The organism is Massilia arenae, assembly GCF_008014745.1.
GTDB classification, from domain to species: Bacteria; Pseudomonadota; Gammaproteobacteria; order Burkholderiales; family Burkholderiaceae_D; genus Telluria; species Telluria arenae.
Genome location: NZ_VPFD01000006.1, coordinates 148,717 through 162,425, shown reverse-complemented (window position 1 = coordinate 162,425; position 13,709 = coordinate 148,717). Strand labels below are relative to the sequence as shown.

General features: G+C 64.3%; 9 protein-coding genes and 2 tRNA genes. 8 read left to right on the top strand and 3 right to left on the bottom strand.

The genetic code is table 11. From position 1 onward, the window contains the following. Nucleotides 1-15: 15 nt before the first annotated feature. The 6 genes from lon to FVD38_RS08095 all read left to right on the top strand — a co-directional run bounded on the left by lon (nucleotide 16) and on the right by FVD38_RS08095 (nucleotide 6,010). Complete coding sequence (lon, locus tag FVD38_RS08120; RefSeq protein ID WP_147934346.1) at nucleotides 16-2,430, top strand: endopeptidase La; 2,415 nt, start codon at nucleotides 16-18, stop codon at nucleotides 2,428-2,430. Nucleotides 2,431-2,810: 380 nt separating this feature from the next. Continuing rightward, nucleotides 2,811-3,083: a non-specific DNA-binding protein Hbs gene (gene hbs, locus FVD38_RS08115; protein WP_005671138.1), complete on the top strand. Its 273-nt coding sequence runs from the start codon at nucleotides 2,811-2,813 to the stop codon at nucleotides 3,081-3,083. Between the two features lie 81 nt (nucleotides 3,084-3,164). After that, a tRNA-Asp gene (locus FVD38_RS08110) sits at nucleotides 3,165-3,241 on the top strand. Between the two features lie 24 nt (nucleotides 3,242-3,265). Next, nucleotides 3,266-3,342 (top strand) — tRNA-Asp (locus FVD38_RS08105). A gap of 115 nt (nucleotides 3,343-3,457) precedes the next feature. Continuing rightward, nucleotides 3,458-5,377: a SurA N-terminal domain-containing protein gene (locus FVD38_RS08100; protein ID WP_147934345.1), complete on the top strand. Its 1,920-nt coding sequence runs from the start codon at nucleotides 3,458-3,460 to the stop codon at nucleotides 5,375-5,377. A 192-nt stretch (nucleotides 5,378-5,569) separates the two neighbouring features. Next, nucleotides 5,570-6,010, top strand: a complete 441-nt coding sequence (locus tag FVD38_RS08095; RefSeq protein WP_147934344.1) for a hypothetical protein — start codon at nucleotides 5,570-5,572, stop codon at nucleotides 6,008-6,010. Here FVD38_RS08095 and mnmH read toward each other — a convergent pair whose 3' ends face one another. Together mnmH and FVD38_RS08085 are read right to left on the bottom strand one after the other, a co-directional pair. Next, nucleotides 6,011-7,066: a tRNA 2-selenouridine(34) synthase MnmH gene (gene mnmH, locus FVD38_RS08090; RefSeq protein ID WP_147934360.1), complete on the bottom strand. Its 1,056-nt coding sequence runs from the start codon at nucleotides 7,064-7,066 to the stop codon at nucleotides 6,011-6,013. It lies immediately after the preceding gene. 12 nt (nucleotides 7,067-7,078) lie between these two features. Next, on the bottom strand, nucleotides 7,079-7,705 hold the full coding sequence (locus tag FVD38_RS08085) for an arylesterase (RefSeq protein ID WP_147934343.1): 627 nt from the start codon (nucleotides 7,703-7,705) through the stop codon (nucleotides 7,079-7,081). Between FVD38_RS08085 and FVD38_RS08080 the strand changes: the two genes are divergently transcribed. Further along, nucleotides 7,704-8,432, top strand: coding sequence for an ABC transporter ATP-binding protein (locus FVD38_RS08080; RefSeq protein WP_147934342.1), 729 nt, complete (start codon nucleotides 7,704-7,706; stop codon nucleotides 8,430-8,432). The genes FVD38_RS08085 and FVD38_RS08080 overlap by 2 nt on opposite strands. Before the next feature lie 5 nt (nucleotides 8,433-8,437). Here FVD38_RS08080 and FVD38_RS08075 read toward each other — a convergent pair whose 3' ends face one another. Then, nucleotides 8,438-9,937: an NAD(P)H-hydrate dehydratase gene (locus FVD38_RS08075; protein ID WP_147934341.1), complete on the bottom strand. Its 1,500-nt coding sequence runs from the start codon at nucleotides 9,935-9,937 to the stop codon at nucleotides 8,438-8,440. 109 nt (nucleotides 9,938-10,046) lie between these two features. Between FVD38_RS08075 and FVD38_RS08070 the strand changes: the two genes are divergently transcribed. Beyond that, complete coding sequence (locus FVD38_RS08070; RefSeq protein WP_147934340.1) at nucleotides 10,047-13,649, top strand: hydantoinase B/oxoprolinase family protein; 3,603 nt, start codon at nucleotides 10,047-10,049, stop codon at nucleotides 13,647-13,649. The last annotated feature ends 60 nt before the right edge of the window (nucleotides 13,650-13,709 follow it).

The window sequence follows — 13,709 nt, the reverse complement described above, 5'->3', positions numbered from 1 at the left end:
TCTATAAGGTATGCCATGACAACTTCGAAATTAACCGAGCAAACGACGCTGCCGCTTCTGCCGTTGCGCGATGTGGTTGTGTTCCCGCATATGGTGATACCTCTGTTCGTCGGCCGTCCAAAATCCATCAAGGCGCTCGAAGCCGCAATGGAGCAGGGCAAGAGCATCATGCTGGCTGCCCAAAAGGCCGCCGCCAAGGACGAACCTTCCGCCGCAGACATCTATGAGATCGGCTGCGTGGCAAATATTCTGCAAATGCTGAAACTCCCGGACGGCACCGTCAAGGTGCTGGTGGAAGGTTCCCAGCGCGCGCGCATCGACAATATTACCGATGGCGCCACCCATTTCGTGGCCGACCTCACGCCGCTCAATTCGGAAATCGGTGACGATTCCGAAGTCGAAGCCATGCGCCGTGCGATCGTGCAGCAGTTCGACCAGTACGTCAAACTCAATAAAAAGATTCCGCCCGAGATCCTGGCTTCGCTGGCCGGTATCGACGACGCCGGACGCCTGGCCGATACCGTTGCCGCCCACCTGCCGCTCAAGCTCGAGCAAAAGCAGGTGATCCTGGAGATCTTCAACGTCGCCAAGCGCCTCGAGCACCTGCTCGGCCAGCTGGAAGGCGAACTGGACATCCTGCAGGTCGAGAAACGCATCCGTGGTCGCGTTAAGCGCCAGATGGAAAAATCGCAGCGCGAGTACTACCTGAACGAACAGGTCAAGGCGATCCAGAAGGAACTGGGCGAAGGCGAAGAGGGCGCCGACATCGAGGAGCTCGAGAAGAAAGTCATCGCCGCCAAGATGCCGAAGGAAGCCATGGACAAAGCCCAGGCAGAGATTCGCAAGCTCAAGCTGATGTCTCCGATGTCGGCCGAAGCCACCGTGGTGCGCAACTACATCGACACCCTGGTGTCGCTGCCTTGGAAGAAAAAGTCGAAAGTGACCATTGACCTGCAGAACGCGGAAGCCGTGCTCGAGCAGGATCACTACGGCCTCGACAAGATCAAGGAACGCATCCTGGAATACCTCGCGGTGCAACAGCGCGTCGACAAGTTGAAGGCGCCGATCCTGTGCTTCGTCGGTCCTCCCGGTGTCGGTAAGACCTCGCTGGGCCAGTCGATCGCCCGCGCCACGAACCGCAAGTTCGTGCGCATGGCGCTGGGCGGCGTGCGCGACGAAGCCGAGATCCGCGGCCACCGCCGTACCTATATCGGCTCGATGCCGGGCAAGGTGCTGCAATCGCTGGCCAAGGTCGGCGTGCGCAATCCGCTGTTCCTGCTCGACGAGATCGACAAGATGGGCGCGGACTTCCGCGGCGACCCATCGTCGGCCCTGCTCGAGGTGCTGGATCCGGAACAGAACCACACTTTCTCGGACCACTACCTGGAGGTCGACTTCGACCTGTCGGACGTGATGTTCGTGGCGACCTCGAACTCGTTCAACATCCCGCCGGCGCTGCTGGACCGGATGGAAGTCATCCGCCTGTCGGGTTACACCGAAGACGAGAAGACCAGCATCGCGCAGCGCTACCTGCTGCCGAAGCAGTTGAAGAACAACGGGCTGAAGGAAGAGGAAATCAAGGTCGAAGAGACCGCGATCCGCGACATCATCCGTTACTACACCCGTGAAGCCGGTGTGCGTTCGCTCGAGCGCGAAGTGTCGAAGATCTGCCGCAAGGTGGTCAAGATGCTGCTGCTGAAAAAAGGTTCGACCGCGACCGAGAAGCGCGTGATCGTCAATGCCAAGAACCTGGATAAATTCCTGGGCGTGCGCCGCTACGACTTCGGCGTGGCCGAGAAGGACAACCAGATCGGCCAGGTGGTCGGCCTGGCCTGGACCGAGGTGGGCGGCGACCTGCTGACGATCGAGGCGGTCAACGTTCCGGGCAAGGGCGGCATCATCCGCACCGGTACGCTGGGCGACGTGATGAAGGAATCGATCGAGGCAGCTCGCACCGTGGTGCGTAGCCGCGCGCAGCGCTTCGGCATCAAGAACGAAGTGTTCGAGAAGACCGATATCCACATCCACGTGCCGGAAGGAGCGACGCCGAAGGACGGTCCGTCCGCCGGCATCGGCATGACGACCGCACTGGTCTCGGCCTTCACCGGCATCCCGGTGCGCGCCGACGTGGCGATGACGGGCGAGATCACGCTGCGCGGCGAAGTGCTGCCGATCGGCGGCCTGAAAGAGAAGCTGCTGGCGGCGCATCGCGGCGGCATCAAGACGGTGCTGATCCCCGAGCAGAACGTGAAGGACCTGGCCGAGATCCCGGACAACGTCAAGAACAAGCTCGAGATCGTGCCGGTGCGCTGGATCGAGAAGGTCCTTGAAATCGCGCTGGAGCGCCAGCCGGAAGCGCTGTCCGATGTGCCTGCAGTCGCCGTGGCGCCAGCCCCGAGCGAAGGGCAGAGCGAAGTGGTTAAACACTAATCGCTAAGCACTTCACGTAGTTCATGAATCAGGCGCCCATGCGGCGCCTGTTTTTTTGCCCGCTACTTTAGAACGTCGTACCCGCGAAGGCGGGTACCCAAGTGCGCACGCAAACCATCATCATCGAACGCAGCCGGCACGCAAACAACCTGGGTACCCGCCTGCGCGGGTACGACGTGTTAGCGCGCGGGCGTCGTGTTCGCGCGCGCGTCGTGCGATTCGGCGCCAGAGTGTCAATACTGACAGGCTGTCTGACCCGCCAACCGAAGTCTTCCTCGACCATGCTCGCTTGACATCCCTATGTTGCCCTTGTTTAATATACGCTTGCACTTTTGCAGCAATGGCGCGGTATGCGTCACGAACGGAAAACGAGGAAACGAGTGAACAAGACAGAACTGATCGAAGAAATCGCGAAGTCCGCGGACATTACGAAGGCCTCGGCGACGCGTGCACTCGATGCCATGATCGAAGCAGTCACCGAAAGCCTGAAGAAGAACGACAGCGTCACGCTGGTGGGCTTCGGCACCTTCACCGTGGGCGAGCGCGCAGCGCGTACCGGCCGCGATCCACGCACCAAGGAACCCATCAAGATCAAGGCTGCGAAGGTTCCGAAATTTAAGGCTGGTAAAGCGCTGAAAGATGCAGTAAACTAATGCCTTCTTCGCGGTGACAAGCGAAGAAAGCAGCAGGATAACGTTGTATCCATCCTGATGCTGAGTTGATTGTTTTTTGCTGGAGCGGTAGTTCAGTTGGTTAGAATACCGGCCTGTCACGCCGGGGGTCGCGGGTTCGAGCCCCGTCCGCTCCGCCAACAAAAAACATGAAACACAAGTCTGGAGCGGTAGTTCAGTTGGTTAGAATACCGGCCTGTCACGCCGGGGGTCGCGGGTTCGAGCCCCGTCCGCTCCGCCAGAATTCGAGTAGTATGGAGTGCCCGAAAGGGTAGCTCCGCAAGAAGGGGCGAACGCAAGTTCGCTTTTTTTTTTAACTGTGCTGTTAATGCATTCTCAACCTTGAATGGCTGACCATGTTTGAATTTATTCGGACCCACAAGCGCTGGATGTACGGGATCCTGCTGCTCTTGATCATTCCCTCGTTCGTGTTCGTCGGGATGGAGAGTTACCAGAGCAATGACGGCGGCGCCGGTGTCGCTACCGTCGATGGCCAGAAGATCACCCAGCAGGAATGGGAAGACGCGCAGCGCCGCCAGATCGACCAGGCGCGCCAGATGATGGGCGAGCAGTTCGACCAGAAGCTGTTCGAGACTTCGGAAGCCAAGCAGGCGATCCTGAATAACCTGGTTGCCGAGCGTGCCATCAATGCCGAGATCAACCGCGCGCACATGAGCGTGAGCGATGCGACCCTGCAGAAGACCATCATGGACATCCAGCAGTTCCGCCTGCCGGACGGTGGCTTCGACATGGAAGGCTACAAGGCCGCGCTGGCCGCGCAAGGCATGACGCCCGAGATGTTCGACCAGCGCCTGCGCCGCGACCTGGCCGTGCAGCAGCTGTCGGGTGCGATCCAGGCGACCGCATTCGCGCCGCGCAGCGTCGCTAACCGCCTGTCGGACATCAACGACCAGGAACGTGAAGTGCAGGAAGTCCTGTTCCCGCTGTCGACCTATCTGCCGCAGGTGAAAGTCACCGACGAGATGGTCAAGGCCTATTACGACAAGAACGCGCAGCTGTTCCAGATTCCGGAGCAGGTGAAGGCCGAATACGTCGTGTTCGACGCGTCGACCGTCGAAGGCCAGGTGCAGGTCACCGACGCCGAAGTCACCGACTACTACAATAAAAACCTCAAGAACTACACCACGCCCGAGCAGCGCAGCGCGAGCCACATCCTGATCACCGTGTCGCGCGACGCCAGCGCCGCCGACCAGGCTGCCGCCAAGAAGAAGGCCGAGGCCGTGCTGGCCGAGGTGCGCGCCAATCCGGACAACTTCGCGGCGATCGCCAAGGCCAACTCGCAAGACCCGGGCTCGGCCCAGTCGGGCGGCGACCTGGGCGTGGTCGAAAAAGGCCTGTTCGTGAAGTCGGTCGAGGACTCGATCTACGCGATGAAAGAGGGCGAGACGAGCGGCCTGGTGCAGTCGGAATTCGGCTGGCACATCATCAAGGTCACCGGCATCAAGCCGTCGACCCAGCGTTCGCTGGACGATGCGAAGGGCGATATCGCCGCGGACCTCAAGAAGCAGAAGATGTCGGCCAAGTACACCGAGCTGGCTGGCGTGTTCAGCGAGACCGCGTATGACCAGTCCGAAAGCCTGAAGCCGGTCGCCGACAAGCTCAAGCTGCAGATCCAGACCGCCGACAACCTGACCCGCACGCCGAACCCGGCGCTGGGCGACTCGCCGATCAATAACGCCAAGTTCCTGACCGCCCTGTTCGGCAACGACGCGATCAAGAACAAGCGCAATACCGAAGCCGTCGAAGTGGCGCCGAGCGTGCTGGTGTCGGGCCGCATGGTCGAGTTCCGTCCGGCCACCAAGCGTCCGCTGGCCGAAGTCGATGCCCAGATCCGTCAACGCGTGACCCTGGAAGAAGCGGGCCGCCTGGCGCGCGCCGCCGGCGAAGCCAAGCTGAAAGCTGCCAAGGCTTCGGGCGACGCCACCGGTTTCGGCGCGCCTGTCAGCGTGTCGCGTACCAAGGAGCCAGCGATCAACCCGACCGCCGCGATCGCCGTGCTGAAGGCCGACGTGACCAAGCTGCCAGCCTATGTCGGCGTCGAAGTGCCGGGCCAGGGTTACGGCGTCTACCGCGTCGGCAAGGTGTCGCAGCCGGCTCAGCCCGATACGGCGCGCCGCAAGCAGGAATCCGACCAGATCGGCAACCTGGTGGGCCAGCAGCAGATGTATGACTACGTCGAAGCGCTGAAGGCCAAGGCCAAGGTGAAGATCAATGTTCGCCCGAATGAACTTGGCGCGAACACCGACGAGCAATAAGCAAATCGGTAGATGATAAAAAGCCCGGCTGTGTGAGCAGCCGGGCTTTTTTGCATTGTGGCGCCATGCCACTTAAGTTGAGCTGCGCAGGAACTCTGTAAATACCGGAAGGTCGATAACAGGAGCGATTGCGCGAAGATCGCGAAACGGCAGGCCGAGGGGCTATCTGACGCTGAAAGGGGGTGCTTGAAAATGAGCGAATCGATCAAGCTGGCCAACGGGCAATGCAGCTCTATGGACGACGAGGACGAGGACCAGGTCGACCCGGGCTGGCAGCGCCTGTATGACGCCCTGGTCATCACCTGCAAGTGGTATGGCGACGAGAATGCTTTTGGCCGGGCCGACTTCTGGGTGGTCGACGACGACTATGGATGCCACAACCAGAAACTGTGTGTCAGCTCCTTGACGTTCCTCACCCCTGAGGTCGTCCAGGCGATCCAGCAGTGCATCCGGGATGCCGGAGCGCCCGGCGCGCAGGTGATGATCCAGCTCGAGCTCCAGGGCCATGTCGGCGAGCAGGTGCCCCCCGAGGGATTGATCGTGAAGGCGCACGACATCGCCGAGTACTGGAATCTCGAGCAGGTGAGGGCGATCGCTGGGGACGACTTCTACCGCAGCCGCGCACCCCGCTAGCTAGGCGGCGTGCAGCCTGCGCGCTGCCTGGAGAAAATCGTCCGGTGCGATATCGTCCAGCGCCAGCACGTCGGCCTGCGGGTAACGCACGAAGTTGCGATCAATCGAGCGCAGGTAGGCCGGATCGTAGTGCTGCTCCAGCAGCTGGTCGACGAGTTCCGCCATCTCGCCGCCATTGGCCATCGCGTGCCAGGCCTCGATCTGCGCGCGGCCGTGCAGCTGCACCAGGTGGTCCAGCTGCGTGTTCAATGCCGATGGATCGGCGCAGAAGTGCTCGTAGTCTTCCATCAGCAGCCGCACGCGGTTCGGGCGCGACAGGTTCACGGCGATGCAGGGCGAGGCGCGCATGCGTTCCATGACCACGCCTGGCACGCGCAGGTTGCCGACCTTCTTGCTCTCGGATTCGACGAACACGGGTTTGCTCGGGTCGAAGCGGCGCAGCTTGTTCCACACCAGGCTTTCGAACATCTTCTGGGTCGGTTGCGGTTCATTCGGCAGGTGGCCCAGCACCGAACCGCGGTGGGCCGCAAGTTTCTCGAGATCGAGTACCTGGGCGCCAATGCCGTCGAGCGTTTCCAGCAGGCGGCTCTTGCCGCTGCCGGTGGTGCCGCACACGACGCGGAAATCCAGCTCGGGAGGATTCTCCAGCGCCGCGCTCACGTGCGCGCGATAGGTCTTGTAGCCGCCTTCGAGCTGCACCACCGGCCAGCCGATGCGCGCCAGGATGTGCGCCATCGCGCCGCTGCGGTTGCCGCCGCGCCAGCAGTACACCAGCGGTCGCCATTCGCGCGGCTTGTCCGCCCACAGGGTCTCGATATGGCGCGCGATATTGCGCGCGATGATCGGCGCGCCGACCTTCTTGGCCTCGAAGGCGCCGGTCTGCTTGTACAGCGTGCCGACCAGGACGCGTTCCTCGTCGTTCAGGACGGGGCAGTTGATCGCGCCAGGAATGTGGTCGAGGGCGTACTCGGCCTCGCTGCGCGCATCGATGATCGCATCGAACGTCTCGAGCTGCGGCAGCAGGGCGTCGAACCCCAGGACTTCCGGATACTTCATGCTCATTGAAGCTTACTTTTTGATGAGGGCCGCGAACTGCGGCCAGATGTTATTGAGGATGATCGGATGCGCCTGGGCAGTCGGGTGCAAACGGTCTTGCTGGAACAGCGCCGGCTTGTCGGCCACGCCTTCGAGCATGAACGGCACCAGCGGCGACTTGGTGGATTTCGATACGGTCTCGAACATATTGAAGAAGCGTTCGGTGTATGCACGCCCATAATTCGGCGGCATGCGCATGCCGACCAGCAGCACGCGCGCCTTGGTGTCTTGCGCCATCGCGATCATGGCGCGCAGGTTTGCTTCGGCCGACGGCACCGGCAGGCCGCGCAGGCCGTCGTTGGCGCCCAGTTCGATGACGACGACGTCCGGACGATGCTGCTTGATCAGGGCCGGCATGCGGGCGCGGCCGCCGCTGGTGGTCTCGCCGCTGATGCTGGCGTTGACTACCTTCGCTGCGATTTTCTCGCGTTGCAGTTTCTGTTCCAGCAGTGCCACCCAGCCCGCGCCGCGCGCGATGCCGTATTCGGCCGACAGGCTGTCGCCCACCACGAGCACGGTTTTTGGTGCAGAATAGGCGCTCGCCGTCGCGGCCAAGGTGAAGAATGCGACGACAGTTAAATTTTTAAGAAAAGCTAGCATGCGTGATCATCCCGAGGCATTCAAAAACGGCGTCAGCGACGCCGGCGTACAAGCAGGCCGTCCGCCCGCGATCCAGGTAAGCGGTTTGTCGAAGAAGGTGGCCGACGCCAGTGGCGAGCTCACCATCCTGCAAAGCATCGATTTTACCGTGCAACCGGCCGAGACGCTCGCGCTGGTGGGCGCATCCGGCTCGGGCAAGTCGACCCTGCTTGGCCTGCTGGCGGGCCTCGACACGCCGTCCTCCGGCACCGTGCTGCTCGATGGCACCGACATCTTCGCCCTCGATGAAGACGGGCGCGCGGCCTTCCGCAAGGCCAAGCTGGGCTTCGTGTTCCAGTCGTTCCAGCTGCTGGCCCACCTGACCGCGCTCGAGAACGTGATGCTGCCGCTCGAACTGCGCGGCGACGCCGGGGCGCGCGAGAAGGCCACCGAGATGCTGGGCCGCGTTGGGCTGTCGAGCCGCTTGAAGCACTATCCGAAATTCCTGTCCGGCGGCGAGCAGCAGCGCGTCGCGCTGGCGCGCGCCTTCGTCACCGAGCCGCCGCTGCTGTTCGCCGACGAACCGACCGGCAGCCTGGATGCCGCCACCGGCGAATCCGTCATCCAGCTGATGTTCGAGCTCAATCGCGAACGCGGCTCGACCCTGGTGCTGGTGACCCACGACCCGGGCATGGCGGCGCGCTGCGGCCGCACGATCACGATCGCGGCCGGCCGCCTGGTCGAATAAATACATCAACGGCTGGCGGCATCCTTCACCAGCCGGTTCAATACCTTGCGCACGGCCGCCGGCAACTCGCCGGCGGTCATGCCGATCGGACCGACGCCTTCGTCCACCAGCGTATCGGCCGCCGCGCCATGGATCCAGGTGGCGGCAGCTGCCGCCTCCCATCCGGTCCATCCCTGCGCCAGCAGGGCGCCGCAAATCCCCGCCAGCACGTCGCCGCTGCCCGCTGTGGCCAGGCCGGCGTTGCCCGTGGGGTTGATCAGCACTTCACCATCGGGACGCGCGATGACCGTGCCCGAGCCCTTCAGGATCACCGTTGCATTGGTGCGCAGCGCCATTTCGCGCGCGGCTTCCAGGCGGTCGGACTGCACGACCGCCGCCGTCATCCCGAGCAGGCGCGCGCCTTCGAGCGGATGCGGCGTCAATACCGCCGGCGCGGTACGCTGCGCCAGTCGCGATTGCAGGTCGGGGCTGGCGCCGATCAGGTTCAATGCGTCGGCGTCGATCACCAGCGGGCTGTCGCTGTCGAGCGCCCTGGCCAGCAGGCGGATCGCACTGGCCGAGTCGCCCATGCCGGGGCCGATCACCAGCGTGCGGCCGAAGAAATCGAAGTCCTCGGCCGCGCGGAACATGATCTCGGGCTGGCTGCTGTCGTAGCCGGGCGGCGTGTTCAGCGCAGCGACGTAAACGCGGCCGGCGCCCGCGTACAGCGCACCGCGCGCGGACAGCACCGGCGCGCCGGCCATGCCATGGGCGCCGCCGATGATCGCGACGTCGCCGAAGCTGCCTTTATGTGTGTTGTGGCGCCGCGCCGTGAAGCGGCCGGCGAACAGCGGCAGGCCGCTCAGTTGCGCCGTCGCGCGCGGCAGCGCCTCGCTGCCGACGCCGAGCATGTCGACCCGCACCTGTCCGGCATGGTCGCGACCGTCGGCGGTGTGCAGGCCGGGTTTATCGCCAAGGAACGTGATCGTGTGCGTGGCGCGCACCGCGATGCCGTCCGGGCCGATCACAGCGCCGGTGTCGGCATCCAGGCCGCTCGGCACGTCGAGCGCCAGGATCGGGCAGCGGATCGTCTCCAGGCCAACCACGACTTCGCGATAGTCGCCGTCCACCGGCCGTTCCAGGCCGATGCCGAACAGGCCGTCGATCACCAGGCCCCATTCGGCGCCAGGCGGCAGCATGTCGATCCAGCCGACCGAGCCGGCGCGGGCGCGTTCATAGGCGGCGGCCGTTTCGGTGGAGGCGTCACGCCGGCCTGGCAGGTGCAGGACGGTGGCGTCCACGCCGGCGTCGGCCAGGTTGGCCGCGGCTTCGAGCGCGTCGCCGCCATTGTTGCCGGGACCGGCCAGCACCAGCACCGGCCGGTCGCGCCGGTCGCCCAGCAGTTCAAGGGCAAAGTCGCTGGCAGCCTTGCCGGCGCGCTGCATCAGGGTGCCCGGCGCCAGGCCGGCGTAGGCTGCTTGTTCGATGGCGCGCAGTTGCGCGACCGTGTAAAGATGTCGTTCCATGCTCGTTCATATCGTTGGGGGTATGGATTCATTGTCGTGCATTTCAGCCAACGTTGTCGCGCCGTCCGATCTACAATAGGCGCTTCACCCGTTACAGCAGGAGCAAGGCATGGATTGGCAGTTCTGGATCGACCGAGGCGGCACCTTCACCGACATCGTGGCGCGACGCCCGGATGGACAACTCGTCACGCACAAGCTGCTGTCGGAGAATCCCGAACAATACCGCGACGCGGCCGTGGCAGGCATCCGCCACCTGCTGGGCGTGGCTGCGGGCGAGCCGCTGCCTGCGGCAAGCGTCGAAGCTGTCAAGATGGGCACCACGGTGGCCACCAATGCGTTGCTAGAGCGCAAGGGCGAGCCGACGGCGCTGGCTATCACGCGGGGCTTCCGCGACGCGCTGCGCATCGCCTACCAGAACCGGCCGCGCCTGTTCGACCGCCACATCGTGCTCCCCGAACTGCTGTATGCACAGGTGATCGAGATCGACGAGCGCATGGGCGCTCACGGCGACGTCGTGCAGCCGCTGGACGAAGCGTCTGCACGCGCCGGCCTGCAGCAGGCGTATGACGGCGGCCTGCGCTCGCTGGCGATCGTGTTCATGCACGGCTACCGCCACACGGGCCACGAAGCCGCGGTGGCGCGCATCGCGCGCGAGATCGGTTTTACGCAGGTCTCGGTTTCGCACGAGGTGAGCCCGATGATGAAGCTGGTCGCGCGCGGTGACACCACCGTGGTCGACGCCTACCTGTCGCCGATCCTGCGCCGTTACGTCGACCAGGTGGCGGGCGAGCTGCCGGGCGTGAACCTGCAGTTCATGCAGTCCAACGGAGGGCTCACCGATGCGCGCGCTTTCCAGGGCAAGGACAGCATTCTCTCTGGACCGGCCGGCGGCATCGTCGGCATGGTGCGCGCCAGCCGGCTGGCCGGCTTTGAGCGCGTGATCGGCTTCGACATGGGCGGTACCTCGACCGACGTGTCTCACTTCTCGGGCGAGTTCGAGCGGGTGTTCGAGACCCAGGTTGCCGGCGTGCGCATGCGCGCGCCGATGATGAGCATCCATACGGTGGCCGCCGGCGGCGGCTCGATCCTGCACTTCGATGGCAGCCGCTATCGCGTGGGGCCGGACAGCGCCGGCGCCAATCCCGGCCCGGCCAGCTACCGCCGCGGCGGACCGCTTGCGGTCACCGACTGCAACGTTATGCTGGGTAAGGTGCAACCGAATTACTTCCCGCGCCTGTTCGGGCCTGGTGGCGACGAAGCGCTTGACGCGAGCGCGGTGCGGGCACGCTTCGAGGAGATGGCGGACCAGATCGGCGCTGCCACCGGCGAACGCCCGGCGCCGGAGGTCGTGGCCGAAGGCTTCATCCAGATCGCGGTGGGCAATATGGCCAATGCGATCAAGCAGATCTCGGTGCAGCGCGGCCACGACGTCACCGACTACGCGCTGACCAGCTTCGGCGGCGCGGGTGGCCAGCACGCCTGCCTGGTGGCCGACGCGCTGGGCATGAAGACGGTGTTCATCCATTCGCTGGCCGGCGTGTTGTCGGCCTATGGCATGGGCCTGGCCGACCAGACCGCGATGCGCGAGCAGGCGGTGGAAGAGAAGCTGTCGGATGCGGCGCTCGATTCGCTGGCCACGCGGCTGACGACCTTGGGCGAGGCGGCGCGTGGCCAACTGCTCAAGCAAGACGTGGAAGCCGAGCGCATCGCACTGGTCGAGCGCGTGCACCTGCGTTACGAAGGCACCGATTCGGCGCTGGTCGTGCAGTTCGACGATGTGGCGTCGATGCAGGCCCAGTTCGAGCAGGCGTATAAACGCCGTTACTCCTTCCTGATGCCGTCGCGGGCGCTGATCGTCGAAGCCGTGTCGGTGGAAGCGATCGGGCAGTCAGACGCGCCGCCCGAGCAGCCAGCGCACGAGACCACGCAGGAAGCTGCGCCAGCCCCGCAGGAAAGCGTGCGCATGTACAGCGGCGCGCAGTGGCATCAGACCGGCATTTACGCGCGCCGCACGCTGCAGCCAGGGCACGTGGTGCGTGGCCCTGCCATCATCGCCGAAGACAATGCGACCACGATCGTGGAGCCGGGCTGGCAGGCACAGGTCACAAGCTACAATCACCTGGTGCTGCAGCGCGTGGAAGCGCTGCCCGAACGGCGCGCGATCGGCACCACGGCCGATCCGGTGATGCTCGAAATCTTCAACAACCTGTTCATGTCGATCGCCGAGCAGATGGGCCTGCGGCTGCAGAACACGGCCTATTCCGTCAACATCAAGGAACGCCTGGACTTCAGCTGCGCCATCTTCGACCACGACGGCAACCTGGTCGCGAACGCGCCGCACATGCCGGTGCACCTGGGCTCGATGGGCGAGAGTATCAAGACCGTGATGCGCGAGAACGCCGGCCGCATGCGCTCGGGCGACGTCTATGTGCTCAACGACCCGTACAACGGCGGCACCCACTTGCCTGACGTGACGGTCATTTCGCCTGTGTTCGACGAAGCCGGCAACGAGATCCTGTTCTACGTGGGTTCACGCGGTCACCACGCCGATATCGGCGGCACCACGCCGGGCTCGATGCCGCCCGACTCGGATCACATCGAGCAGGAAGGCGTGTTGATCAATAATTTCAAGCTCGTCGACGGCGCGGACGGCATCCTGCGCGAGGCGGAAGCACGCGCCATGCTGCAAGGCGCGCGCTACCCGGCCCGCAATCCCGACCAGAACATGGCCGACCTGCGCGCGCAGGTGGCCGCGAACCAGAAGGGCGTCGAGGAGCTGCGCAAGATGGTGGCGCACTTCGGCCTGGACGTCGTGCGCGCATACATGGGCCATGTGCAGGACAACGCGGAAGAAGCCGTGCGGCGCGTGATTTCGGCGCTCAAGGACGGCAGCTTCCACTACGAGCTCGATAACGGCGCCCACATCGACGTCGCGATCCGGGTCGACCAGCAGACGCGCAGCGCGGAGGTCGATTTCACCGGCACGTCGGGCCAGCTGCCGAACAACTTCAACGCGCCGTCGAGCGTGTGCATGGCGGCGGTGCTGTACGTGTTCCGCACCCTCGTGGACGACGAGATTCCGCTGAACGCAGGCTGCCTGAAACCCTTGAAGGTCATCATCCCGCCCGGCTCGATGCTCAACCCGCATTATCCGGCCTCGGTGGTGTCGGGGAACGTCGAGACCTCGACCTGCATCACCAACGCCCTGTACGGCGCGCTGGGCGTGATGGCGGCGGCGCAGGGCACGATGAACAACTTCACCTTCGGCAATGCGCACTATCAGTATTACGAGACCATCTCGGGCGGCTCGGGCGCAGGCGAAGGCTTCGACGGTACCGACGTCGTGCAGACGAATATGACCAACTCGCGGCTGACCGATCCAGAGATCCTGGAATTCCGCTTCCCGGTGCGGCTGGAGAGTTACGAGATCCGGCAGGGATCGGGCGGGGCGGGGCGCTGGCATGGCGGCAATGGCGGCGTGCGCAAGGTACGCTTTCTGGAGCCGATGACGGCGGCGATCCTGTCCAACAACCGGATTCACGCGCCGTTCGGGATGGCCGGCGGACAAGAGGCTGAACGCGGTCGCAACCGTGTGGAGCGCGCCGACGGCCAGGTCGAGGAGCTGGGCCATATCGGCAAGACCGATATGGCGCCGGGCGACGTGTTCGTGATCGAGACGCCAGGCGGAGGCGGATACGGGGAGCCTGCCTGATCCGGTTTACTCGATGCGCTCAGCGGCGTGGATGACCCCGACCGTGTCCGTGGCCTCCGT

What these genes read in the sequence shown, in the direction of transcription:
- lon (WP_147934346.1), top strand. Translation starts at nt 16, where the DNA reads ATGACAACTTCGAAATTAACCGAGCAAACGACGCTGCCGCTTCTGCCG.
- FVD38_RS08100 (WP_147934345.1), top strand. Translation starts at nt 3,458, where the DNA reads ATGTTTGAATTTATTCGGACCCACAAGCGCTGGATGTACGGGATCCTG.
- FVD38_RS08095 (WP_147934344.1), top strand. Translation starts at nt 5,570, where the DNA reads ATGAGCGAATCGATCAAGCTGGCCAACGGGCAATGCAGCTCTATGGAC.
- mnmH (WP_147934360.1), bottom strand. Translation starts at nt 7,066, where the DNA reads ATGAAGTATCCGGAAGTCCTGGGGTTCGACGCCCTGCTGCCGCAGCTC.
- FVD38_RS08080 (WP_147934342.1), top strand. Translation starts at nt 7,704, where the DNA reads ATGCGTGATCATCCCGAGGCATTCAAAAACGGCGTCAGCGACGCCGGC.
- FVD38_RS08085 (WP_147934343.1), bottom strand. Translation starts at nt 7,705, where the DNA reads ATGCTAGCTTTTCTTAAAAATTTAACTGTCGTCGCATTCTTCACCTTG.
- FVD38_RS08075 (WP_147934341.1), bottom strand. Translation starts at nt 9,937, where the DNA reads ATGGAACGACATCTTTACACGGTCGCGCAACTGCGCGCCATCGAACAA.
- FVD38_RS08070 (WP_147934340.1), top strand. Translation starts at nt 10,047, where the DNA reads ATGGATTGGCAGTTCTGGATCGACCGAGGCGGCACCTTCACCGACATC.